The sequence below is a fragment of the Chromobacterium sp. IIBBL 290-4 genome, assembly GCF_024207115.1.
Lineage (GTDB): Bacteria > Pseudomonadota > Gammaproteobacteria > Burkholderiales > Chromobacteriaceae > Chromobacterium.
The window spans coordinates 4,849,366-4,873,040 of sequence record NZ_CP100128.1 but is presented as its reverse complement, the minus strand read 5'-3'; the positions used below and the strand labels follow the sequence as shown (position 1 = coordinate 4,873,040).

Genomic DNA, 23,675 nt, shown 5'->3' with positions numbered 1-23,675 from the left:
GATGGGCGACGATATCCTGTCCCAGGAGGAGGTCGACGCGCTACTGCGCGGCGTCTCCGGAGAGGACGAAGACGAGGAAGGCGGGCAGGACGCCCAAGGTGTCCGCGGCTATGATATCGGCCGGCAGGAACGCATTGTCCGGGGCCGGATGCCGACCCTGGAAATCATCAATGAGCGTTTCGCCCGCAATCTGCGCATAGGCCTGTTCAACTTTTTGCGCCGCAACGCCGAAATTTCGGTGGGACCGGTGCGGGTGCAGAAATACAGCGAGTTCATCCGCAATCTGGTGGTGCCGACTAACCTGAACCTGGTGCACGTCAAGCCTTTGCGCGGCACCGGCTTGCTGATTTTCGATCCGGATTTGGTATTCCTGATCGTGGATAATCTGTTCGGCAGCGATGGCCGCTACCACGTTCGGGTGGAGGGCCGAGATTTCACGCCGACCGAGCAGCGCATCATCCATCGCCTGCTGGAGGTGGTGTTCTCCGAATGCCAGAAAGCCTGGGAGCCGGTGTATCCGATCGAGTTCGTGTATCTGCGTTCCGAGATGAACACCCAGTTCGCCAACATCGCCACGCCGACGGAAGTGGTGGTGGCGGTGACCTTCCATATCGAACTGGGCGCGGGCGGCGGCGATTTCCATATCTGCTTGCCGTATTCGATGGTCGAGCCTATCCGCGACTTGTTGTCCAGCACCATGCAGGCCGACCGCACCGAGGTGGACAACCGCTGGGTCAATCTGATGACCCACCAGGTGCAGGCGGCCGAGGTGGAGCTGGTGGCGAGCCTGGCGCACGCCAAGGTAACGCTGGGACAGATACTGAATCTGAAAAACGGCGATGTGGTGATGGTGGACATACCCGAGCGGGTGGAGGCGGATGTGTCTGGAATCCCGGTATTCGAAGCCAGTTACGGCACGGTGCAGGGGCGGTATGCGCTGAAAGTGGAAAAGATTCTGGCGGGGGCCCATGAGTTCTTGGAATCCCCGGGAGAGAAAGAGCAATGAGCGAAGAAGCACAAGCCGGCGGCGCCGGCGCGGAAGAAGAAATTTCGATGGACGACTGGGCCGCCGCGATGGCGGAGCAGGAGACGGTCGACAGCCAGCCGCCTGTCGAGGCGGTGCCGGCGCAGAACCTGTTTCAGGAGTTGGGCGCCAGCAGCGCGGTAAGCGGTCCGCAGAATCTGGACATGATCCTGGACATCCCGGTGCAGCTGACCGTGGAGCTGGGTCGAACCAAGATCGCCATCCGCAACCTGTTGCAATTAGCCCAGGGCTCGGTGGTGGAATTGGACGGCATGGCCGGCGAGCCGATGGACGTGCTGGTGAACGGTTGTCTGATCGCCCAGGGCGAAGTGGTGGTGGTGAACGACAAGTTCGGCATCCGCCTGACGGATATCATCACGCCAGCCGAACGCATACGTCGATTGCAGAAATAATGAACATCAAACCAGTTTTCCAAGTGCGTCTGGCGCTGCCGGGCGCATTTTGCGTTCTAGCTTCCGCCATGGCGTCGGCGCTGCCTGCCGCGGCGCCGGTCGCGCCGTCGCCGTCGCCCTTTGTCAGTTTGCTGCAAGTGGTATTGGCGCTGGCGGTGGTGCTGGGCGCCATTGTCGGCGTGGCTTGGCTGTTGCGCCGCGTGTCCGGCGGCATGCTGGGCACGGCTGGCCGGGTCAGGGTTGTGGGCGGCGCCATGGTTGGACAGAAGGAGCGGGTGGTGATCGTCGAGTTGGAAGGCGAATGGCTGGTGCTGGGTGTGACGCCCAATCAGGTCAATTTGCTGAACAAGATGCCCCGTCCCGAAGGCGCCGAAACCGCGCCGCAAACGCCCGCCGAACCCTTTGCCCGTTGGTTGAAGCAAGCCCTGGATAAAAGCCGCGCCGGAGCGGCGACACGGGACAAGCAATGAAAAAAAAGATTGTGATCGGCCTCGCCAGCGGCGCGGCCTTGTTGTCGCCTTTGTTGGCGGACGCGGCGGCGGGCTTGCCGCTGATGACCAGCAGCCCGGCGGCGGGCGGCGGGCAGAATTATTCGCTCAGCCTGCAGATGCTGCTGTTCATGACCGCCTTGGGCTTCATTCCGGCGATGATGCTGATGATGACGGCCTTCACCCGCATCGTGATCGTATTGTCTTTGTTGCGGCAGGCCTTGGGCACCACCCAAACCCCGCCTAACCAGGTCATCGTCGGCTTGGCGCTGTTTTTGACGCTGTTCGTCATGGGGCCGACCTTCGACCAAGTGTACAGCAAGGCCTGGGTGCCGTTCTCCGACGACAAGATCAGTTTCAACCAGGCGCTGGACGAAGCGAGCAAGCCGATGAAGGCCTTCATGCTGCGGCAGACGCGGGAAAAGGATCTGGCTTTCTTCATTGAGATATCCCAGTCGCCCAAGCCGCAGACCAAGGAAGACGTGTCGATGAAAACGCTGATTCCGGCTTTCGCCATCAGCGAGATGAAGACGGCGTTCCAGATCGGCTTCATGATTTTCATCCCCTTCATGATCATCGACCTGGTGGTGGCCAGCATCCTGATGGCGATGGGCATGATGATGGTGTCGCCGGTCACCATCTCCTTGCCGTTCAAGATGATGTTGTTCGTGCTGGTTGACGGCTGGACGCTGTTGATGGGCTCGCTGGTGCAGAGTTTTTACACCGGATGACGGCGCGTTTGCAAAAGCTGGAGCGGGAGGATTGGCCGGCTTGCTTCCAGTTGTTCCAGGAGAGCGTGCACGCTTTGGCCGGCGGCGCCTACACGCGAGAGCAGTGCGCAGCCTGGGCGCCGATGCGGAGTTGGAGCGATGGCGTTGAGCAAGGGTGGCGCGAGCGCCTGGCTGGCGCCTGGGCCTGCAAGGCTGTGGCGGATGACGGCCGACTGGCCGGCTTTGCCTGGCTCAAGCGCGGCGGCGAGTTCGACATGTTGTTCGTCGCGCCCTGGTGCGGCAGGCAAGGATTGGCGAGCGCGATGATCGCCGAACTGGAGGCGCAGGCGGCAAGAGAGGGCGTCATCGCCCTGCATGCCTGGGCCAGCCATGCCGCCAGGCCGGTATTCGAGCGCGCGGGCTATCGCTTGCTGCGCGCCAATCGCATCGTCCGCAATGGCGTGGAAATCGATAATTGGCTGCTGGCCAAAGGCGGCTGGCGCGAGGAGGAAAAATGAGCCCGGAACTGGTCATCAGCATTGTTCAGAATGCTTTGTACATCCTGATCATCGTCGCCGCGCCGGTCTTGCTGACCTCCTTGCTGGTCGGCTTGCTGGTCAGCGTTTTGCAAGCGGCTACCCAGATCAACGAAATGACGCTGACCTTTATTCCCAAGCTGCTGGCGATGTTTCTGGTGTTGGTGCTGGCGGGGCCGTGGATGCTCAATACCCTGATCGAGTACACCACCCGCTTGTTCCAAAGCATACCCAACGTGATAGGCTGATGCTGACTTTAAGCGATGTTCAGATCAACGCGCTGGTATCGGCCTTCGTCTGGCCGTTCGCCCGCATTGTCGGGCTGTTCCTGGCTGAGCCCATCTTCGCCTACCGCGGCCTGCCGCGCTCGTTCAAAGCCGGCTTCGCCCTGATGCTGACCGTATTGATGGCGCCCTTGCTGCCGCCGTTGCCGGCCGTGCCGCTGGTGTCGGCGGAGGGAATCGCGATCCTGATACAGCAACTGCTGATTGGCTTGGCCATGGGTTTTGTGATGCGCTTGGTGATCAGCGCGGTGGAAATCACCGGCTTCATCATCGGCGCGCAAACCGGCCTGGGGTTCGCCATGTTCTACGACCCCATCCATGCCGCCCAGGTGCCGGTGCTGTCGCAGATGCTGTCGCTGTTCACGTTCTTTCTGTTCCTGGCCTTCGACGGCCATCATGTGGTGCTGCACACTTTGTTTGAAAGCTTCAAGGTGCTGCCCATAGGCTTGTCCATGCCGGCGCAGGGCATCAAGTCCCTGGTGTTGTGGGGCAGCCATCTGGTCGAGTGGGGCGTCTTGCTGGCCATGCCGGTGATAGGCGCGCTGTTGATCACCAACCTGGCCATCGGGGTGATGACCCGCGCCGCGCCGCAATTCAACATCTTCTCCTTCGGTTTCCCGCTGACCATCATGATAGGTTTCGGCACCCTGTATGTGACGATGCCGATGATGATTCCGGTGATAGAGCGGATGTACCAGGCCGGCTTTGAAATGATGCTGCGCATGCTGCAGGCCAAGTAGCGGCGATACTCGTAGACTGCGCCCGCTTTCTGTTAAAATACCGCGAAATTTTGATCGACGATCCGGTTCGTCCGAACCCGAAAACCAACAGAGGCAAATATGGCAGGTCACAGTAAATGGGCTAACATCCAGCACCGCAAGGGTCGCCAGGATGCCAAACGTGGCAAGATTTTCACCCGCCTGATCAAGGAAATCACCGTCGCGGCCAAAATGGGCGGCGGCGATGTCAACATGAACCCGCGCCTGCGCCTGGCAGTGGACAAGGCCAAGGCCGAATCCATGCCCAAGGACAATATCGAAAACGCGATCAAGCGCGGCACCGGCCAGCTGGATGGCGTCGATTACGTCGAATGCCGTTATGAAGGCTATGGCATAGCCGGCGCGGCGGTGATGGTGGACTGTCTGACCGACAACAAGACCCGCACCGTGGCCGACGTGCGCCACGCCTTCTCCAAGTACGGCGGCAATATGGGCACCGACGGTTGCGTGTCCTTCCAGTTCAAGCATTGCGGCTATCTGGTGTTCGCGCCGGGCGTGGACGAAGACGCGCTGATGGAAGCCGCGCTGGAAGCCGGCGCCGAAGACGTAGTGGCGAATGACGACGGCTCGATCGAAGTGATCACCGGCCCCTACGAGTTCTCCGACATCAAGGACGCGCTGGACGCCAAGGGCTTCAAGTCCGAGATGGGCGAAGTGACCATGCGCGCCGACAATGAAACCGAGCTGACCGGCGACGAAGCCGTCCGCATGCAAAAGCTGCTGGACGCGCTGGAAGACCTGGACGATGTGCAGGAAGTCTACACCTCTGTGGTGATCGGCGAATAAGCGCCATCCATCGCGCATTGCCCTGAAACCCGGCTCGGCCGGGTTTTTTCATGGCGGCTGCGGCGGCGACGGGCTTGGGCGGCGCGCGCGCGCGGTGTAAACTGGCGGCTTAATCAAACTGTCACGCCGCCGGGAGAGCTTGCCGTCTATGCACCAGCCGCACGCGGAACGCCGCCATCGCTTGTTGACCATCATCGGCGACGGCATCGCCTTATTGCCCACCGCGCATGAGTCTGTGCGCAATGCCGACAACCATTACCCCTTCCGGGCGGACAGCCATTTCCTATACCTGACCGGTTTCGCCGAGCCGGAGTCGGTGCTGCTGCTGGATGGCCGCAGCGGCAAATCCATCTTGTTTTGCCGCGAGCGCAATCCGGATATGGAAATCTGGGATGGTTTCCGCTACGGCCCGGAGCGGGCGCGCGAAACTTTCGGCTTCGACGAGGCTTATCCGCTCAGCGAAATGGCGGAACGGATTCCCGACCTATTGGCCGACCGCCATCAGTTGTGGTGGCCGCTGGGGCATGACGAATCGTTTGATCGCCGGGTCAATGTCTGGCTGGACGCGGTGCGGCAACGCTCGCGCGCCGGCGCCCGTCCGCCGGCCCACTATGGAGACCTGCGCGCCTTGCTGGACGAGATGCGCATCGTCAAGGACGCTGCCGAGATCGAATTATTGCGCGAGGCCGGCTCCATCTCCGCCGCCGGCCATGTCCAGGCCATGCGGGCGGCGCGGCCGAGCATGCGCGAATATCAGCTGGAGGCCGAGCTGCTGCATGCTTTTGTCAGCCGCGGCGCGCGCCATCCGGCGTATGAGTGCATCGTCGCCGGCGGCGCTAACGCCTGCACGCTGCACTATGTGGCCAATGATGGCTGGCTGAACGAGGGCGAGCTGGTTCTGATCGACGCTGGTTGCGAATGGCAGGGCTACGCCGGCGACATCACCCGCACCTTTCCGGTGAACGGCCGCTTCAGCGGCCCGCAGCGCGATGTGTACGAGGTGGTGTTGGCGGCGCAGCTGGCGGCGATCGAGGCCATCAGGCCCGGCGCGATATGGCATGCGCCCGGCGACGCGGCTTTGAAAGCATTGGCGCAGGGCATGCTGGATTTGGGGCTGCTGTCCGGCACGGTAGACGGCGTCATCGAGTCGGGCGACTACCGCCGCTTCTACATGCACGGCGTCGGCCACATGATAGGGCTGGACGTTCACGATGTCGGCCAGCGCAAAGTGCATGGCCAGTGGCGCAGCTATCAGCCCGGCATGTGCACCACGGTCGAGCCTGGCCTGTATATCCGACCGGCCGAAGACGTGCCGGAGGCTTTCCATCATATCGGCGTGCGTATCGAGGACGATGTGCTGGTGACGGAGAGCGGCAATGAGGTTTACACCGCGGGCGTGCCCAAAACGGTCGCGGCAATCGAAGCGCTGATGCGCGGAGAGTAAAGACAATGAAAGCAATGACGAGCGAACACGCGGATGTGCTGGTGGTCGGCGGCGGCCCGGTGGGCGCGCTGGCGGCCCTCAGGCTGGCGCGGCAGGGCCGCAGCGTAACGCTGGTGGAGGCCCGCGCCCGCGACGCGGAAGTGAAGGACGCGCGCGCCTTGGCCTTGTCCTGGCATAGCCGCGAGCTGCTGGCCGACGCCGGCGCATGGCCGGCTGGCTTGCCAGCCACCGATATCGATGTGGTGCATGTGTCGCAGCAAGGCAGCTGCGGCCGCACTCGGCTGGACAAAAGCGATCTGGCGCTGCCGCACTTGGGCGCGGTGGTGGACTACCCGGCCTTGGTGGCGGGATTGGCGAAGGCCTTGGAGCAGGCCGGCGTGCAAGTGCTGTGGCAAAGCCGCGTGCTGTCCGTGAAAAGCCTGAGCCAGTATGCCTGCGCCGAGGTGGATACGCCGGATGGCAAGCTGCTGTTGACCGCGAGCCTGGTGGCCATGGCCGAAGGCGGCGCCTTGGCGGAAAGCCTGCCCGGCGTGCGCCGGCTGACGCACGATTACCATCAATGCGCGGTGCTGGCCGAGGTGGAGACCGAGCTGCCGCATCAGGGCGTGGCTTACGAGCGTTTCGCCCATGACGGGCCGTTCGCGCTCTTGCCGCATGAGGATCGCTATATGCTGGTGTGGACGCGCAGCCAGCAGGACGCCGCGCGGCTGGTGGAGGCCGATGAGGCCGTGCTGCGCCAGGAGCTGCAGCAAGCGATAGGCGAGAGGCAAGGGCAAATCCTGTCCATCGGCCCGCGGGCGAGCTTCCCCTTGGCGCTGCGCCAGGTGAACCAGGTGGTCAGCGGCCGGGTGGCGCTGATAGGCAATGCCGCCCAGACCATGCACCCGGTGGCGGCGCAAGGGCTCAACCTGGGCCTGCGCGACGCGGTGGGCTTAAGCCTGGCCCTGGAGGGCGTCAAGGATGCCGGCGACGCGCGCGCGCTCAAGCGCTATGCCGACAGCCGCAAGCTGGACAGCCATGCCGTGGTGGGTTTCACCCATGGTTTGATCAAATTATTCGATGGGCACCACCCGCTGGTGAATGCGCTGCGAGGCATGGGCATGATCGCCCTGGATACGGTGCCGCCGTTGAGGCGAAAATTCGCCAGCCATCTGGTGTTTGGAGTGGGAAGCGCGTAATGCGGGACGATAGTTATCACGCCGTGATCGTCGGCGGCGGCCTGGTGGGCGCCAGCCTGGCGCTGGCCTTGGCGCGAACCGGCCGCAAAGTAGCCTTGCTTGAGGCTGGCGAGCCGGATCAGCAGGCATTGGATCAAGGCTGGGATGCGCGGATTTATGCCGTCAGCCCGGCCAACCGCCGTTTTCTGGAAAGCCTGGCCGCGTGGCCGGAGATGGCGCGCGTCGGCACCATCGCGGCCATGGATGTGCGCGGCGATGCCGGCGGCCGCATTCAGTTCTCCGCTCGCGATGCCGGCGCGGAGGCGCTGGCCTGGATCGCGGAAAACCGCTGGATGCTGGCCGCCTTGTGGCGGCGGCTGCGCGAATGCGATATCGAACTGATCTGCGGCGCGCGGGCAAGCTCCTTGGCCACGTCCGCCAAAGAGGCGCGCCTGACTCTGGAGGATGGCCGCGCGCTGCGCGCCGAGCTGCTGGTCGGCGCGGACGGCGCCAACTCCTGGGTGCGCGGGCAATTGGGTTTGGCGGCCAGCGTCAAGCCTTACGGCCAAAGCGGCGTGGTGGCCAATTTCAGCTGCGAGAAGCCGCATGGCGGCGTGGCGCGGCAATGGTTCACCGGCGACAGCGTGCTGGCCTGGCTGCCGATGGCGGGGAACCGAATCTCCATGGTGTGGTCAACCTCTGATCCAGACGCTCTGCTGCAATTGTCGCCGGAGGCTTTGGCCGAACGCGTGGCGGCGGCGGGCGGCCATGAGCTGGGCGCTTTCGCCACGCTGACGCCGGCGGCGGCTTTCCCCTTGCGCTTGATCCAGCCCGAGGCGGTGGCGGCGGAGCGGGTGGCGCTGATAGGCGATGCCGCCCATACCGTGCATCCGCTGGCGGGGCAGGGCGTGAACCTGGGCTTCCAGGACGCGGCTCAATTGGCTGAATTGCTGAAAGGCGAACCCGATTGCGGCGACTGGATGCTGTTGCGCCGCTATCAGCGGCAAAGAAAAGAAGCCGTCATGACCATGCAACTCGGTTGTGACAGCCTGTACCGTTTGTTCCATGCCCGCGCGCCGGGGCTGTCCTGGCTGCGGAACACCGGCTTGAGCCTGACCAACTGCCTGACGCCGTTGAAGCGGCAGTTCGCCCGGCAAGCCATTGGATATTGATCCCTGAGGACCCTTTGATCGATGAATAAGAAACTCAAAACGCTGGCGCTGGCCAGCGCCACGCTGATGACGCTGGCCGCCTGCTCCCAGGCCGCCGGCAGCAACCTCGACGAGGTGAAGAAGGCCTTCGTCGGCCACTTCCCGGGCAAGCAGGTGAAGAGCGTCAGCGCCACGCCGGTCAAGGGCATTTATGAGGTGGTGGTGGACGGCAAGCAAGTGGTGTACGTCAATAGCGACGCCAGCTATCTGTTCGTCGGCGATCTGATCGATACCAAGAGCAAGGAAAGCCTGACCGAGAAGAAGGTCGCCGAACTGTCCAAGGTGGACTTCAACGCGCTGCCGTTCGAATATGCCTTCAAGGACGTGCGAGGCAAGGGCGAGCGCAAGATGGCGATCTTCACCGATCCGGACTGCCCGTATTGCAAGAAGCTGGAGCGCGAAAGCCTGAAGGATATCGACAACGTCACCATCTATACCTTCCTGTACCCGCTGACCCAGCTGCATCCGGACGCGATGCGCAAGTCCAAGCAAATCTGGTGCTCGGCCGACAAGGTGTCCACTTGGACCGCATTCATGCGCGACGGCAAGCCGCTGACCGGCCCGGAAAATTGCGATACCGCCGCGCTGGACAAGATCCAGGCGCTGGGCGAGAAGATGGGCATCACCGGCACGCCGGCGCTGATTTTCGCGAACGGCCGCGTGGTGCCGGGCGCCATCGACGGCGACGACATCGAAAAGCTGTTGAGCGCGAAGTAAGCGGATCAAGGGCCGGCATCGTCGGCCCTTTCGCATGGGATGGCGATGGGCGGATTCGAGCGATGAGGCGGCGCTGGAGCGTGGCGGAGAAGGCGTTGCTGGCCCTGTGGCTGTCCATTCTGGCGCATGCGGCCTTGCTGTGGCTGCCTGTGCCTTTTGGTTCGCCGACAGGCCATGCTTTTCAAGGCCTGCGGGTGCGTCTGGCGGCCAGAGAGGCCTCGCCGTCGGCGGCGCCCGCCGCGCCGCCAGTTGAATCGCCCTTTGTTCCCGCGTCCGCCAAGGAAGCCGCCTCGGCGGGCAGCCGCGCTTTCGCGCCTGCCGGCGGCGAAGCGCGCCTGGGCGCGGATATCTATTATCCCGCGCGGGAGCTTGACCGGCTGGCCGAGGAGAAGGGCGCGATAGCCTTGCCCGACATCGTCTTGCCGCCCGGCATTCCCAGTTTGACCATTGTGGTGTTCATCAGCGAAGCGGGGAGGGTGGACGCGGTGCGTTTCGAGGGCAAGACCACGCCGCAGCTGGAGGCGGCCATCGCGCCGGTTTTCCGCTCGGCCGACTATCATCCCGCCCGCAAGAACGGCCAGGATGTGAAGAGCTACAAACGCATCCGGATCGAATCTCAGCCGGATAATTCTCCCGCCGCCCCGCCTCTGTCGCATTGAGTGGCTTCGTGATACATTGTTTGCCGTTCCGGCGCATGCCGGAGGGCTAACACCACCAGGGGCGGACGAACCGCCCCGGTTCACGACACAAAGGATACGCCATGTCTGATCTGCAGACGCTGTTCACCCAGGCCCAGGCCGATGTCAAAACCCTGTCCGAGCGTCCGGACAACCAAACCCTGCTGCAGCTGTACGCGCTGTTCAAGCAAGCCACCGAGGGCGATGCCCACGGCGAGCGCCCGGGCATGATGGACTTCATCAACCGCGCCAAGTTCGATGCGTGGGAAAAGCTGAAGGGCAAGGCTAACGATGCGGCGATGCAGGAATACGTCGACGTGGTGAACAAGCTGCTGGCCGACTGATCCGGCAGGCAAGCGGATAAGCGAAACGGCGCCTGATGGCGCCGTTTTGCATTGGGCGCGATCGCGCCTACCAGCAGCCGCTGACGCTGAGGGCCGTGCCGCTGGCGTTGATATTGCTTTGATTGCCCAGGTTGTCCAATTGATAGGTTTGGCAACTGTCCTGCGCCTGGTTGCCCTGCGGCGTGGCCGTCAATGTGTAAGCGCTGGCTGTCGAACTGGAGATGGCGAGCGCGTAGAGATTATTGCCGTTGCCCGGCACGTAGATCGTGCCGCTGGCGTAGCCCAGCGTGGCAAGTTGCGAGGCATAGGTGTTTTGCAGCGCGTAATAGTTTTCCTGGCGCGTCGCCAAATCCTGCAAGGCGGTTTTGGCCGAGGCGCGATTCGATTGCAGGATGAAGCTCTGGTAAGAGGGCAGCGCGATGCCGATCAAGATGGCCAGCACCGCCACTGCGATGACCAGTTCCATCAGGCTGAAGCCTTCCGATATTCGTTTCATGTCCTCCCCTTGATTGAGCGCGCCTCAGCGCAATTCTATCCAGTTCAGCCTGGCGTGCAGGTCGAATGCCGCCGGATTGATCTGCGGCGGCGACGAGATCGGTCCGCCGTTGATGCTGCTGCCGATCACGAAATAATTGTTCTGATAGCCCACTACGCTGGGGCTGCCGGCCATATTGATGGCGATGCCGTTGATCACGCTGCCGCTGATGCCGTTGAAATTGCCGGAATCGTTGGCGTAGAAGGAGCGGGCGGTGGCGCCGCCGGTTTTCATGTTCAGCGACATCGAAAAACCGGTGGCCGACGCTACCGTGCAGGAGGAAGGATCGTTGTTGGGCGGAATGGTGGTGTTGACGGTGAAGGTGCCCAGCTCGTTCACCGGGTTGTAGACCACTTGCTCGCGGCTGCCTGGCAGATTGAGCGCCCAGCCATAGCTGTTGTTGGTGGTGCAGGCGGTGTTGCCTTGCCAGCAAACCGGGTTGTTGGACAGGGCGCGGTAGCCTTGCACCGTGCTGAGCGTGGAGCTGTAGGAGGCGGTCACGCTTTGGCTGGTGAGATTGCTAGGCCTCAGCGCCAGCCCGCCGCTGGGAGCGCTCTGGCTGTAGTACTCGGTTTGCCCCGCCAGCGTGTTCCAGCCCGACATGTCCCAGTCCCAAACGCCGTAAAGGCTTTGCGTGCCGCTGGCGTAGATGTCGGCCGACGAGGTGGTGAAGGGGATTTTCTGTCCAGTGCCGAAGGCCAGCAGCACGCGCGGACTGGCATTGCCGGTGGGAATGGCGGAGGCCAGTAATTTGGAGGTGATGGGCTGCAGGCTGCGGGTGCAGGTGCCGTTGCTGACCTGGGTGTTGGTGCAATAGGTGTACTGCGTGGTGAACAATGGCGCGGCGGCGCCGGTGCCGTATTGCGACACGCTCCAGCTGGAGGGGTTGTTGGAGGTCACGTCGAAGCGCCAGACATTGCCGAATAAATCGCCGGCGTAGAGATAGTCGGTGATGCCGTCGCCATCCAGGTCGACCGCCGTGGCGTAGTAAATGCCGTTCTTGTTGCCGCCGCCGGATGGGTCGTTGCTGGCGCCGCTGCCAGTATCCAGTTCGTAAAAAGTCTGCGCGCCGCTGCTGCTGACCAGCATGATGTAGATCACTGCATGGCCGTTGGCGCTGCTGTAGCCGTTGCCGAATACCGCGCCCCATTGCCCGTTGTGAAAACGGGCGATGACCGGCGTGCCGAAGGTATAGCCCAGATCGTTGCCACAGTTGGTCTTGTTGGCGCAGCTGATCGACGCTGGCGTGATTTCATTCAATACCAGGCTGGAGGCATTGGTTTCGGAGAAATTGGCGGGATTGCTGATGTCCAGCAGATACAGCGCCTGCCCGCCCGCGCCCAGGCCGCCCATCAGCCAGGTGTGCCAGTTGTTGTTGAAGAACAGATCGTCGGCATCCGGCGTGGCGTCCACATAATATTGGTGGCCGTAGGTCGGCGTGCTGTACTGGATGGTATTGGACATCACGGCGGCGGGCAGGTAGGCGATCACTTCCTGGCCGTCATTGGGCGTGGCGCTGGTGGAGTAGTTGCCGTTGCTGTCGTTCGCGCCGCTGCGGAAGCCGTGCATCATGCCGTCGTTGCCGCCGCTGTAGATGACATTGGCGCGGGTGAGATTGGTGGACTTGTAAGTGGCGTAGCTCTGCGCGCCGCTGGCGTTTTCCGGGATGGTCGCGCTGGAATACAGCTTGTCGGTCCAACTGGCCGGGTAGTTGTTCTGCGGCGAGCCCACCCAGATCGGGCTGCTGTTGACGATGTCGCCCAGCACGCTGTCGCGGTCGCGGAACAGGCCCACGCCCAGGGTATTGACCTCATTGCTGCGGCTGCCGCGCAGATAGGACAGTCGCGCCGAGCCGTTTCCATCCGGACTCAGCGCAGTTTGCTGCGCCGCGGTCAGATTGGCCCATTCAAAGGGAATGCCTTGCGAGCCGCTCCAGCTGAGGATGGCCCGGCTGGTCTGCGCCGTCATATTGTTGACGCCGGTGGCCGTGCAGTTGCCGCCGCTCAGCACGCAGGAGGCGTCCCAGGTGGCGGCGGTGGCGACGGTGACCTGGCCGGTGCTGCTATTGCCCATCAGGGCATAGGAAGATAGCTCGCCCCACCAGTCATCCGAATGGTAGCTGGCCACGTATTGCTGGGTGCCAGTCTTGATCAGGCTGGTTTGCTGGCTGTTCAGGCCGCTGGAGCTGGCCGACTGGGTGGAGGGCTGCACCTGGAAGCAGGCGATTTCGTGGATATTGCGGCTGCCGCCGGTCGAACCGGCGAAACCGAAGGTGATCTGGCTGGGCAGCGGGCCGCTGACCGAGGTGTTGTTGATATCGTAGTTGGAGATTACCGGCACATAGGCGCCGTTGTTATAGCTGTACCAAAGGCTGAGCAGATTGGCAGGGGTGATCTTGAGCTTGTAGCTGAGCGGCACAGCCTGGCTGCGCTTGGTGGCGGCCTCATTGGCCATGGGCTGGTTGGATGGCAATTGATAGACGCCGTTGCTGGTGCCGGCGATGCTGATGAAGGGGTAGTTCATCACGCTGGTGGTGCCGTAGCGTCCGTTCTTGCACACGCTTTGCACCATGGATGAGCTGAAGCTGGCGCCGAACTGGCTGGCCAGGGCGCTGGCCGCCACCGAGCCCGCGCCGCGCAAAGATATGTTCTGCGGCACCGCGCCTGGTCCGGTGGAGGTGTTGTCGTTGCCGCTGCCGCCATTCGGGAAGTTGCCGTATTCGTCCATCCCCAGGCCCAGGTAACCGCCGATGATGCCGTTGTAGGGCGAGTTGACGTTGGAGCAGCTGTATCCCAGGCTGCCGCCGAAGGAGCCGACCGCGCTGGGGATGGCGGTCAGCAGGAAGAAGCTCATGCCGTCGGCGCCGTCGCGGGCGCTGCCGCCGGAGTCGCCCTCGTAGGTGTAGGTGGTAAAGGTGGCTTGCAAGCCGCTGCTGGACGGAAACAGGCTGTTGTAGATGATGGCGCCGGATTGGCTGCCGGCATCATTGGTGAGCCTGAGCGCGCCGCTGCCTACCGGGTCGGGCAGGCTGCCGCTGTTGCCGCCCACCTGGGTATTGCCGCTGGGGTCTTTGCTGCCGCAGGCGGGAATGGAGCCGCTGCCGCTGCCCGCCGTCATGCAGGCGCCGCCGAAGACCAGCCAGTTCAACTGGGCGCTGGCGCCGGTGAAGTTGTCGGACACGGCAACGGCATGGCCGGCGCTGTGCCACAACAGGCAGAGCCAGAATAGAAGACGCAGAGGATGGCGTTTCATGATCATTTCCCCAGGTTCGATACGCCGGAGTACAGAGTGAAAGTGCTTTGCAGCACCACCACCGAGTAAGCGTTGCCGCCGTATCCCAGCGCGGTGAGTTGGTACAGCGCCCCGTTGCCCGCCGCGTTCAGCCCCAGATACTGGATGTATAGCTGAGGGTCTTGGTAGAAGGTTTGGCTGCCGCCGCTCGTCCCGCTGGCGGGCAGACTCATGTAGGGCGGCGCGTAGCTATAGCCGGCAGCCCAAGGAGTGGTGGCGGGCGTGGCCAGCGCATTGCTGCAGATGGCGACCGATGTGCTGGCGTTGCTGCAGTTCACAGCCTGCGCGTTGGCGTTGCCGCTTTGGGTCAGCCACCACTCGGCGTACTGCAGCGCCGACTGGGCGGATTCGAAGGCGCGGCCTTTTTCCCGCGTATTGCCGGCCATCCGGCCTTGCAAACCGACGCTGCGCATCATGGCCAGGCCGATGATGGTGATGACGATCAGGATCATCAAGGCGGCGATCAGCGTGAAGCCGTGCTGGCGGAGGCGGGCGCTCATAGCTGGTTCATCAGTCCGATCAGCCAGGACATGGTCACGCTGGCGGGCTGGCCCGCTTGCCTGGACAAAGGGTTGGCCATGGTCAGCGTCACTTTGAGCGAGCGCACCGTGTCGCCGGCGGGAATGCTGGAGGCGTTGTAGTAATGGGTGACCGAGCCGCCGCCGTTTTCATCGACGCCGTACAGCACGCTCATATTGCTGACGCCGTCCACCAGCACTTGCGCGGAGCCGCCATTGACCGCGCAGGTGAGCTGGCCGTTGCTGATGGCGAACTGATTGATGTAGATCGTGTTGCCGGAACCGCTGTTGCCGCTGCCGTTGCAGTTGAGCACGCCGTCGTTGGGCGCGGTTTGAAAACGTATGCTCAGCGTGTCGGGCGGTCCGACTGTGCCGGCGATGGATTGGCCCGCGGCGAAAGCGCCGCTGGCCGGCAGCGCCGCGGCCAGGGTCTGGGTTTGCGGGGCGGGGTAGTAGCCGGCGGACTGCGCGATGGTGTTGATGATGGTCATCGCGCTGCGCTGGTTGTCCTGCAATTGCGCCAGTCCACTTTCGTCGGTTTCGGCCATTTCGGTGGAGGCGAAGATCATCAACAGCACGCTGAGCAGGAACAGGCCGATCGTGACGGAAACCATCACTTCGATCAGGCCGCTGCCGCATTGGCGCCGGCATCGCCCGTTCATGGCTCCACCACCATCTGATAGTTTTGCGTGAGCGTGCCGGATGCTGTGGTGGCGGCGTTGACGGACCGTTTCTTCTCCAGCCAGGACACGGTGATGGTGCAGGCGGTGGGCGAGGAGCCGCTGCCTGCGGTGCAGGCGATCTGCCCGCTCGCGCCCGGCAGCGTCGCCAGCGTGCTTCTGCCCCACTGGGTGACGTCGTAGCCGGCGACGCCGCTGGCGGTGCAGCTATTGCCGGCGACCGAGCAATCCAGCGTCTGGCTCAGCGTGGGCGTGCCGGTGACCGAGCTGGCGTTGACTGTCCAGGTGTTGCTGGCGGTGGCGGACAGATTGCCCCAATAGGCGGTGTTGGCATGCATGGCCGCGGCCATGCTTTCCGCGGCGATGGCGCCCAGGCTGCGGGTGCGGGCGATGCTGACATTGTTGATGGCCGCCGCTTGCATGCCGGCGATGCCCAGCAGCCCCAGCGAGATGACAAACAGCGCCACCAGCACCTCCAGCATGCTGAAGCCGGATTGGCGGCGAGAGCGCGGGATCATGGACATGAGAACAGTCCGCTGGCGTCGGTTTGGCCGCTGGACAGGATTTGCGGATGGCCGACCGCGCCCAGCGCCAGGCAGCGTCGGCTGGCTTGCAGGCTGGACGAGGTATTGAAGGTGACCATGCCGGTATTGGCGGAGGGCGCGTAACCCAGGCGATTGAAACAGAAGCTGGTGTTGCTGGTGTTGCCGTAGCTGGCGCTGTCGCCGCTGCTGAAGCCGGCCTGGCGCCGCAACACGGTGCCGGTGGTATCGCCGCAGCTGTTGTTGGCGGCCAGCATCACCACCCAGCCGCTAGCGAAGTTGGTGGCGGTGCTGGCGCCATTGCATCCCGTGCCGTTGCTGGAGGCGCAAACCAGCATGACCTGGCCGCGCTTGATCGCCTCGTTGCGGGCCAGCAGCAGATCGCCCAGCAGATTATTGCTTTCGGACAGGATGTTGTTGGCGGCGATGGTGTTCCGGTACGAGGGCACGGCCAGCGCCAGCACCACGGCCAGCAAGGCCATGACGATCAGCAACTCCATCAAGGTGAAACCTTGGGTCCTGTCCATGATTGCTTGCCGGCCCCCGTTTGATTGGATGTTTGCTTGAATACATTATCGGATATGGGAAATCCGGATTGAAACATCCTAAGGCTCCGCCGGTCCGGCGCTGTCAGCCGTCTGTCGATGGAGCTTGGTTTCGGGCGGGTTGCAGAGCGTCGATCAGGCTTTGCACCGCGGGGTGCTGCAGTTTGCGACGGCTGATGGTCAGGTAATAGTGCTCCTGCACGCCGTCCAGCGCGCCCAGCCGCTTCAGCTCAGGCGACGGCGTGTCGCCGGGCCCGGCGAAGGGAGCGGGATACAAGCCCAGCCCCTGTCTGGCGAAGGTTTCCATCAGGGCGTAGTCGTCAAACTCTCCCACCACCACAGGGCGCAGGCCATGGGTGTCGAACCAATGCTCCAGCTGCCGGCGCAGCACATTGTCGCGGCTGGGCAGCAGCAGGGGCGCATGGTTCAGGCGGGCGGGGAAGTCCAGAGCGTATCGCGCATGCAGGTCCGCGCTGGCGAAAAGCTGCACCGGGCAGCTGAGCAGCCGCCAGGATTGGAACTGCTGTTCATTGCTGGCGGCGGGGCGGTCCGCCAGCACCAGGTCGAGGCGATGGCGGCCGAGTTCGCCCATCAGCTCGTCGAAGTCCCCTTCGCTGCAACTGAGCCGCATCGGCTGCCCGCTTTGCAGGGCAGGGCTGAGCAACTGGCTGGCGATGCTTTTGGGCAGCACGTCCGAGACACCCGCGGCCAGCCGCAGCGTCTGGTCCAAGGCATCGTCGCCCAGGGCTTCTTCCAATTGCTCGCCCAGCATGAAGATCTGGTCGGCATAGCCCAGCGCCAGCCTGCCGGCTTCAGTCAGTTCCAAGCCGCGGCCCTGCTGGCGGAATAGCGCCCGGCCCAGCTGCTGTTCCAGCTTGCCGACCTGGCCGCTGATGGTTTGCATGCTGACGCCTTGCTGCTCGGCGGCGCGAGTGACGCTGCCGGCGCGGGCCACGCTCCAGAAGTACTGCAGGTGTTTGTAGTTGAGTGCGCGCATATGATTCGAAAAAATCGAATAGATACTCAGATATTACTTTATTTTTTCGATGTATAGGATGGCATACACTGCAGTGTGGCCTGAGCCACCATTGTTTGTTTATCGGAGACTAAAAAATGAAACGAGTGATTTTGCTGATCGCCACCAATATCGCGGTGATGCTGGTGTTGAGCCTGAGCGTGCGGCTGTTGGGGCTGGACCGCTTCATCACCTCGGGCGGGCTCAACCTGGGCATGCTGCTGCTGTTCTCCGCCGTGCTGGGCTTTGGCGGCGCCTTCATTTCCTTGGCCATGTCCAAAACCATGGCCAAGTGGAGCACCGGCGCGCGGGTGATTACCCAGCCTATGGACCAGACCGAAGCCTGGCTGCTGGCTACCGTGCGCAAGCTGGCGGACCGCGCCGGCCTGGCCATGCCGGAGGTGGCGGTATACGAGGGCGAGCCCAATGCCTTCGCCACCGGTCCCAGCCGCTCTAATTCGCTGGTGGCGGTTTCAACCGGGCTGCTCGCCAATATGACCGAGGATGAGGTGGAAGCGGTGCTGGCGCATGAAATCGCCCACATCCGCAATGGCGACATGGTGACGCTGACGCTGATCCAGGGCGTGGTCAACACCTTCGTGTTCTTCCTGGCTCGCGTAGCCGGGTATCTGGTGGACAGCTGGCTCAAGCGCGATGAGGAGGAGAGCGCCGCCGGCACCGGCATCGGCTATTTCATCACCGTGATCGTCTGCGAGATCCTGTTCGGCATTCTGGCGTCGCTGGTGGTGATGTATTTCTCCCGCCAACGCGAGTTCCGCGCCGACGCCGGCGCCGCCGAGCTGTTGGGTTCGCCGCAGCCTATGGCCAAGGCGCTGCGCCGACTGGGCGGCATCGAGGCGGATGGCCTGCCGCAAAGCCTGGCCGCATCCGGCATCGCCGGCGGCCGCGGCTTGCTGGGTTTGTTCGCCACCCACCCTAGCCTGGAAGAGCGCATCGCGGCGCTGGAACACCGCGGCTGATGATAGAGGCGGCGGCGTCCGAGCGCGTCGCCGCGCAATGGAAAAAATAGGAGCGTGGAAGTGATGGAGTGGCTGGTTTCCGCGATGGCGGGATATCCCTTGTGGGTTTGGTTGATGTTCATGGGCGGCGTGCTGGCGCTGCTGGCTTTCGATCTGGGCGTGCTGCAAAAAGACGGCCGCGAGATCGACGTAAAACAGAGCTTGAAGCTGTCCGCCTTTTATATAGGCGTCGGCCTCGCCTTCGGCGGCTGGGTATGGTGGTATCGCGGCGCTGACGCGGGCGTGCAGTATCTGACCGGCTACCTGTTGGAAAAGTCGCTGTCGCTGGATAATGTTTTCGTCATTTCGATGATTTTCGGCAGCATGGCGGTGCCGCGGGCCTATCAGCACCGGGTGTTGTTCTGGGGCATCCTGGGCGCCATCGTCATGCGGGCGGTGATGATAGGGGCGGGCGCGGCTTTGGTGTCCAGCTTCCATTGGGTGCTGCCTTTGTTCGGCGCATTCCTGTTGATCGCGGGCTTGAAAATGCTGTTTTCCGGCGATGAGGACAGCAAACCGTTGGCGGAGCAGGGCTTGTATCGCTGGCTGAGCCGCCGCATGCGGTTGACTGCCGGCTTGCACGGCAATGCCTTTGCCGTGCGCGGCGAAAAGCATGGTTTAGCCGCCGGCTGGTGGGCTACGCCCTTGTTGCTGACGCTGATCTTGGTGGAGTCCGCCGATCTGGTATTCGCCCTGGACAGCATCCCTGCGATCTTCGCGGTGACGCAAGATCCCTTCCTGGTTTACACCTCGAATATTTTCGCCATTCTGGGTTTGCGAGCGCTGTATTTCGCGCTGGCGGCGATGGTGCATCGTTTCGATTATTTGAAGTATGCGCTGTCCCTGGTATTGGTGCTGATAGGCGTGAAAGTGGGATTGGCGTATTTCCATGACGCGGGGTGGATAGGTTTCAAACTGCCGACGGAGTGGTCGCTGATTTTAACCATGCTGTTGCTGGGCGGCGGCGTGCTGGTCTCCTGGTTGAAAACCTCGAATCCGCGCGATGCGATTTGATTGCGGATGTTTATTCAGTCCGAATGGAACCAATATGCCGATGGGGCGCTCAAACGAATGACTGAAACATTGAAATAATATGTAAACGGTTATTTACATTCAGTGCGGCCGAATAGGCCGCGCGATATTCTTGTATGTTGTGATATGGATAGGAATATGCAGATGTCCCAAGCGTCCCGATTGCTTATCGTCGATGATGATCCCGATTTGCGCGAACTGCTCAGCGAATATCTGAGCAACCAGGGTATGATTGTCGAGGCCGTAGGGGATGGCGATGCGATGAATCGCATTCTGGCGGAACAGTCTTTCGATATTCTGATATTGGATTTGATGTTGCCGGGCACCGATGGCCTGACTTTGTGCCGCGATTTGCGCTCTCGCTCCAGCCTGCCCATTTTGATGTTGACGGCCAGGGGCGATGAGTTGGATCGCATCATTGGCCTGGAAATGGGCGCCGACGATTATTTGCCCAAGCCTTTCAACCCGCGCGAGCTGCTTGCCCGCGTGCGCAGCATTCTGCGCCGGGTGGAGGAACGCCGCGACAGCGCTTCATTGAAAGCCTTGCAGTTTTCCGAGTGGAAACTGGATCTGGGCGCCCAGCATCTGGTGGATACCTGCGGCGTGGTGACATCATTGTCCGGCGGCGAATTCAAGCTGATGCAAGCCTTGGCGGAAAATCCGCAGCGGGTGATGTCGCGAGATCAATTGATGGAGGCGATGAACGGCAAGGAAGCTGGGCCGTTCGACCGCACCGTCGATGTGATGATAGGCCGTTTGCGCCGCCGCTTGCGCGACGACGCCCGCGAGCCCTTGCTGATCAAAACCATACGCAGCGGCGGCTATATGCTGGCCTGTGAGGTGGTGCCGGTGAGATGAGGCGCTTGCCGCGCACCCTGTACGGCCAGTTGCTGCTGATGTTGTTGGGCAGCGTGCTGCTGGCCAATGTGGTCGGCATCGCGCTGGTGCTGACCGACCGCGAACGCCTGACCCGCACCTTGCGGGTCGAATACGTGGCGCAGCATCTGGCCGACATGATCAATCTGCTGGATGAAACCAGCGCGGCCAACCGTCCCCGCTTGGCCGGCGCGCTGACGTCTCCCTCCGCCCAGGTTTTGCTTGGCCGACCCTGGCTGAAAAACCAGCCGGCCTCATGGCCGGAGGCGCTGAGGTTGAATGAGCTGATCCGGCAGGAGCTCAATTTCCCATTCCAGATGCAGGTGTTGTCTTATCGGGAAGATTCTCCCGATGCGGCGGCGGACCTGCTGCGGCCCTTTCTTGAGCCTGGCCGCCATGTGTTCACGGCGGACCGCCAGTTTTGGGTAAAAGCCAAACCGAATGGCGGGCAAGGGGGCGACGCGTTCAAATTGCAGATGGCGACCGTGCAGGTGGTGCTGCGCGATGGCACCGTCGCGACGTTCCGCATCGGCCAAATCGCCTTTTTGGAAGATACGCCCTGGCGCGTGATCGCCTGGCTGCTGCTGGTGGCGATCGTTGTCGCCGCGGTATCCGCTTGGGCCGTGCGTCGGCTGACCCGTCCGCTGGCTTTGTTTTCCGAGGCGGCCAGCGGCCTGGCCAGCAATCTGGATCAAGCGGCCCTGCCGGAAACCGGCAGCCAGGAGGTGGTCAACGCCACCCGGGCATTCAATCGCATGCAACAGGATTTGCAACGCTATCTGAAAACCCGCAGCCAGATGCTGGCCGGCGTGTCGCATGACCTGCGTTTGCCCATCACCCGCATTCGCCTGAGGCTGGAGCAAGTGCAGGAGTCGACAGCAAGGCAGGCGATTGAGCGCGATTTGGGCGAAATGGATCAACTGATCGGCGATACGCTGGCGTATTTGCGCATGGGGCATAACAACGAAGGGAGCGTGCTGCTCAATATCGATGCTTTGCTGGAAGGCGTGATCGAAGACGTGGAGGCTTTGGGGGCGGAGGTGTCTTACCGCTCTGAGCCGGTCAGGCCTATTTACGCCAAGCCGCAGGCCTTGCGGCGTTGCATCGCCAATCTGTTGGAGAATGCGCGCCGATACGGCGGCGGAAAAATCGAGGTCAGCTTGCGGGAATGGCAAGGCCGAGTGGAAATCCGGGTGCGGGATCATGGGCCGGGCATTGCCGAGGCGGATCTGGAAAGGGTGTTCGAGCCTTATGTCCGGTTGGAGCATTCCCGTGCCAAACACACGGGCGGCAGCGGCTTGGGTTTGGCTATCGCCAGGGCGATCGCGCGCGAGCATCAGGGGGATATCGTTCTGTCCAATCACCCGCAAAGCGGCTTGTGCGCGGAGCTGAACATCGCCGCGAAAAGGCTGGATGCCTCGTCGAGTTAAGCGCGCCGACCTGTTTGCGCCAGTGTCGCGCCGCCTTGCCGGACGATTTGCATTGCCAGCCTGGCCTACCAGTCTTGGCTCAGGCGCTCCGCCCAGTTTCATCGGTAGCGCTTAACAGAATTTGACAGTTGAGAGGCGATTGCGCCTTGTTTATTAAAATGTAAGCGAATACAATCTAAATTGAGCGTGAGATAGGCGTTTTGGCGTCAATCTGCATGAGCATGCTCAGGTCAAGTCTACCTTTTACAAGGCCCGCATTGCGGGCCTTTTTTTCATAAAAGTTCCTTAACGAAAATAAACAAAGCTTTTAATTTGTTTTTCGGAACTTTATTTGCGGTAATTGGTCGTATTTGAAACTTCATTGTGTTGTTTTTTTTGCAAAACAGTTGCACTATTACAACGGTTTCGCATGCGTGGACTTGCCAAGAACAAGTCTGTGTAACTAGTATGTGATCGCTATCTAAGACAAGCTCAAAGGATGTCACCATGAAAAAGACTCTGATCGCTCTGACTGTTGCCACTCTGCCGGCAGCCGCTTTCGCTGATGTCACCATCTACGGCCAGATCAAAGGCGGCGTTGAGAATGTGGACGCAGGCGGCGTCAACAAAACCAATATCGACGATATGGGTTCCCGCATCGGCTTCAAGGGCAGCGCAGAGCTGGGCAATGGCCTGAAGGCGATTTGGCAGGTTGAAAGCGGTTTCGACATCGACGGCACGAATCGTCAGAATTACGGCACCCTGGCCAGCCGCGAATCCTTCGTTGGTCTGGACACCGGCTTCGGCAAGGTGCGTCTGGGTAATATCTCCACCTTCAGCGATTCCGACATGAGCGTGGTCAATCCGTGGACCAGCTCGAACAACGCGCTGCAGCTGAACGCCTTCGCTCGCGACGACGAGCGCGTGAAGAACGCCATCCGCTTCGACACCGCCAACTACAACGGCTTCCACGGCGCCTTCCTGTATGGCACCAAGGAAGACAAGAACGACGTGTTCGCCAATGCGGCCACTGATTCCGCCCAGCGCGAGCTTTACAACCTGGGCCTGTCCTACGAGAACAGCGGCTTCTTCGGCAAGTACCAGTACATCCATCAAACCGCGGTTACGCTGGCTAAAGGCGTTCAGACCCAGGCCAACGACAGCCATCGTCTGGAAGCCGGCTACAACGCCAACAACCTGCTGGTGGCCTTCGGCTATCGCAATGACAAGGGCGACAGCACCATCACCCCGTTCAGCTTCCTGACCGGCGCCAATGTTCCGGCTGACGGCCGCAAGTACAAGTCGCAAGAGTACGCGTTGACCGCCGCTTACACGATGGGCGCCTTCACGCCGAAGATCACCTATGCCCAAGCCAAGGACTACAAGGTTGACGGCAACACCATGCCTGACTCCGGCTACAAGCAATTCCTGGTAGGCGTGGATTACCAGATGTCCAAGCGCACAGTGGTCGGCATGCAATACGGCGAGATCAAGGCTGATCAAAACATCTTCTCCAACACCGCTGACAACTCCAGCTCCGGCAGCAAGCTGCGCGGCCTGGGCTTGAACATGGTTCACTCCTTCTAATCCAGCCTGGCCTGGATGCAGGATGACGCGGATGGGCTGACATTCGCGTAGTCGCG

26 protein-coding genes are annotated in these 23,675 nt (G+C 62.1%); 19 read left to right on the top strand and 7 right to left on the bottom strand.

Annotation, left to right across the window (positions count from 1 at the left end):
• The first annotated feature begins 1 nt into the window (after nucleotide 1).
• The 14 genes from fliM to NKT35_RS22815 all read left to right on the top strand — a co-directional run bounded on the left by fliM (nucleotide 2) and on the right by NKT35_RS22815 (nucleotide 10,570).
• Nucleotides 2-1,006 (top strand): flagellar motor switch protein FliM, encoded by a 1,005-nt coding sequence (gene fliM, locus NKT35_RS22880; protein WP_254297578.1) that lies wholly within the window; start codon nucleotides 2-4, stop codon nucleotides 1,004-1,006.
• A complete protein-coding gene (gene fliN, locus NKT35_RS22875; protein ID WP_254297577.1) occupies nucleotides 1,003-1,437 on the top strand; it encodes a flagellar motor switch protein FliN in 435 nt (144 codons plus the stop codon). Before fliM ends, fliN begins: the two co-directional genes overlap by 4 nt.
• Nucleotides 1,437-1,907 carry a flagellar biosynthetic protein FliO gene (gene fliO / locus NKT35_RS22870; RefSeq protein WP_254297576.1) on the top strand — a complete coding sequence of 157 codons (471 nt, stop codon included), beginning with the start codon at nucleotides 1,437-1,439 and terminating at the stop codon, nucleotides 1,905-1,907. The genes fliN and fliO overlap by 1 nt, the downstream gene beginning before the upstream one ends.
• Nucleotides 1,904-2,656, top strand: a complete 753-nt coding sequence (fliP, locus tag NKT35_RS22865) for a flagellar type III secretion system pore protein FliP (RefSeq protein ID WP_254297575.1) — start codon at nucleotides 1,904-1,906, stop codon at nucleotides 2,654-2,656. The genes fliO and fliP overlap by 4 nt, the downstream gene beginning before the upstream one ends.
• The gene (locus NKT35_RS22860; protein ID WP_254297574.1) at nucleotides 2,653-3,153 is read left to right on the top strand and encodes a GNAT family N-acetyltransferase; all 501 of its coding nucleotides are present in this window, start codon (nucleotides 2,653-2,655) and stop codon (nucleotides 3,151-3,153) included. The genes fliP and NKT35_RS22860 overlap by 4 nt, the downstream gene beginning before the upstream one ends.
• Entirely contained in the window at nucleotides 3,150-3,419 is a 270-nt protein-coding gene (gene fliQ / locus NKT35_RS22855) for a flagellar biosynthesis protein FliQ (protein ID WP_254297573.1), read from the top strand. Before NKT35_RS22860 ends, fliQ begins: the two co-directional genes overlap by 4 nt.
• A complete protein-coding gene (fliR, locus tag NKT35_RS22850) occupies nucleotides 3,419-4,195 on the top strand; it encodes a flagellar biosynthetic protein FliR (RefSeq protein WP_254297572.1) in 777 nt (258 codons plus the stop codon). The genes fliQ and fliR overlap by 1 nt, the downstream gene beginning before the upstream one ends.
• Nucleotides 4,196-4,294: 99 nt before the next feature.
• Nucleotides 4,295-5,020, top strand: coding sequence for a YebC/PmpR family DNA-binding transcriptional regulator (locus tag NKT35_RS22845; protein WP_254297571.1), 726 nt, complete (start codon nucleotides 4,295-4,297; stop codon nucleotides 5,018-5,020).
• Nucleotides 5,021-5,168: 148 nt separating this feature from the next.
• A complete protein-coding gene (locus tag NKT35_RS22840; RefSeq protein ID WP_254297570.1) occupies nucleotides 5,169-6,464 on the top strand; it encodes an aminopeptidase P N-terminal domain-containing protein in 1,296 nt (431 codons plus the stop codon).
• A gap of 14 nt (nucleotides 6,465-6,478) precedes the next feature.
• Complete coding sequence (locus NKT35_RS22835) at nucleotides 6,479-7,642, top strand: FAD-dependent oxidoreductase (RefSeq protein WP_505190937.1); 1,164 nt, start codon at nucleotides 6,479-6,481, stop codon at nucleotides 7,640-7,642.
• Nucleotides 7,642-8,793, top strand: a complete 1,152-nt coding sequence (locus tag NKT35_RS22830) for a UbiH/UbiF family hydroxylase (RefSeq protein ID WP_254297568.1) — start codon at nucleotides 7,642-7,644, stop codon at nucleotides 8,791-8,793. Before NKT35_RS22835 ends, NKT35_RS22830 begins: the two co-directional genes overlap by 1 nt.
• Before the next feature lie 21 nt (nucleotides 8,794-8,814).
• Nucleotides 8,815-9,549, top strand: a complete 735-nt coding sequence (locus NKT35_RS22825) for a DsbC family protein (protein WP_254297567.1) — start codon at nucleotides 8,815-8,817, stop codon at nucleotides 9,547-9,549.
• Between the two features lie 62 nt (nucleotides 9,550-9,611).
• Nucleotides 9,612-10,208, top strand: coding sequence for a hypothetical protein (locus tag NKT35_RS22820; RefSeq protein WP_254297566.1), 597 nt, complete (start codon nucleotides 9,612-9,614; stop codon nucleotides 10,206-10,208).
• A 101-nt stretch (nucleotides 10,209-10,309) separates the two neighbouring features.
• Nucleotides 10,310-10,570 (top strand): acyl-CoA-binding protein, encoded by a 261-nt coding sequence (locus NKT35_RS22815; RefSeq protein WP_254297565.1) that lies wholly within the window; start codon nucleotides 10,310-10,312, stop codon nucleotides 10,568-10,570.
• Nucleotides 10,571-10,637: 67 nt separating this feature from the next.
• On the opposite strand, the gene NKT35_RS22810 is transcribed toward NKT35_RS22815, so the two are convergent.
• From NKT35_RS22810 to nhaR, 7 genes are all read right to left on the bottom strand, one after another.
• Nucleotides 10,638-11,066: a type IV pilin protein gene (locus NKT35_RS22810; protein WP_254297564.1), complete on the bottom strand. Its 429-nt coding sequence runs from the start codon at nucleotides 11,064-11,066 to the stop codon at nucleotides 10,638-10,640.
• 24 nt (nucleotides 11,067-11,090) lie between these two features.
• The gene (locus NKT35_RS22805) at nucleotides 11,091-14,357 is read right to left on the bottom strand and encodes a pilus assembly protein (RefSeq protein WP_254297563.1); all 3,267 of its coding nucleotides are present in this window, start codon (nucleotides 14,355-14,357) and stop codon (nucleotides 11,091-11,093) included.
• A gap of 2 nt (nucleotides 14,358-14,359) precedes the next feature.
• Complete coding sequence (locus NKT35_RS22800; protein WP_254297562.1) at nucleotides 14,360-14,896, bottom strand: pilus assembly PilX family protein; 537 nt, start codon at nucleotides 14,894-14,896, stop codon at nucleotides 14,360-14,362.
• Nucleotides 14,893-15,576, bottom strand: coding sequence for a PilW family protein (locus tag NKT35_RS22795; protein ID WP_254297561.1), 684 nt, complete (start codon nucleotides 15,574-15,576; stop codon nucleotides 14,893-14,895). Before NKT35_RS22795 ends, NKT35_RS22800 begins: the two co-directional genes overlap by 4 nt.
• Entirely contained in the window at nucleotides 15,573-16,118 is a 546-nt protein-coding gene (pilV, locus tag NKT35_RS22790) for a type IV pilus modification protein PilV (protein ID WP_254297560.1), read from the bottom strand. The genes NKT35_RS22795 and pilV overlap by 4 nt, the downstream gene beginning before the upstream one ends.
• Nucleotides 16,109-16,663, bottom strand: coding sequence for a GspH/FimT family pseudopilin (locus NKT35_RS22785; RefSeq protein ID WP_254297559.1), 555 nt, complete (start codon nucleotides 16,661-16,663; stop codon nucleotides 16,109-16,111). Before NKT35_RS22785 ends, pilV begins: the two co-directional genes overlap by 10 nt.
• Before the next feature lie 103 nt (nucleotides 16,664-16,766).
• Nucleotides 16,767-17,678, bottom strand: coding sequence for a transcriptional activator NhaR (gene nhaR, locus NKT35_RS22780; protein ID WP_254297558.1), 912 nt, complete (start codon nucleotides 17,676-17,678; stop codon nucleotides 16,767-16,769).
• Nucleotides 17,679-17,794: 116 nt separating this feature from the next.
• Here nhaR and htpX point away from each other — a divergent pair, with 116 nt between their 5' ends.
• The 5 genes from htpX to NKT35_RS22755 all read left to right on the top strand — a co-directional run bounded on the left by htpX (nucleotide 17,795) and on the right by NKT35_RS22755 (nucleotide 23,619).
• Nucleotides 17,795-18,676 (top strand): protease HtpX, encoded by an 882-nt coding sequence (gene htpX, locus NKT35_RS22775; protein ID WP_254297557.1) that lies wholly within the window; start codon nucleotides 17,795-17,797, stop codon nucleotides 18,674-18,676.
• A 63-nt stretch (nucleotides 18,677-18,739) separates the two neighbouring features.
• The gene (locus NKT35_RS22770; protein WP_254297556.1) at nucleotides 18,740-19,729 is read left to right on the top strand and encodes a TerC family protein; all 990 of its coding nucleotides are present in this window, start codon (nucleotides 18,740-18,742) and stop codon (nucleotides 19,727-19,729) included.
• A gap of 162 nt (nucleotides 19,730-19,891) precedes the next feature.
• The gene (locus NKT35_RS22765) at nucleotides 19,892-20,605 is read left to right on the top strand and encodes a response regulator (RefSeq protein ID WP_254297555.1); all 714 of its coding nucleotides are present in this window, start codon (nucleotides 19,892-19,894) and stop codon (nucleotides 20,603-20,605) included.
• The gene (locus NKT35_RS22760) at nucleotides 20,602-22,053 is read left to right on the top strand and encodes an ATP-binding protein (protein WP_254297554.1); all 1,452 of its coding nucleotides are present in this window, start codon (nucleotides 20,602-20,604) and stop codon (nucleotides 22,051-22,053) included. The genes NKT35_RS22765 and NKT35_RS22760 overlap by 4 nt, the downstream gene beginning before the upstream one ends.
• A 486-nt stretch (nucleotides 22,054-22,539) precedes the next feature.
• Complete coding sequence (locus NKT35_RS22755; protein ID WP_254297553.1) at nucleotides 22,540-23,619, top strand: porin; 1,080 nt, start codon at nucleotides 22,540-22,542, stop codon at nucleotides 23,617-23,619.
• Nucleotides 23,620-23,675 lie beyond the last annotated feature (56 nt).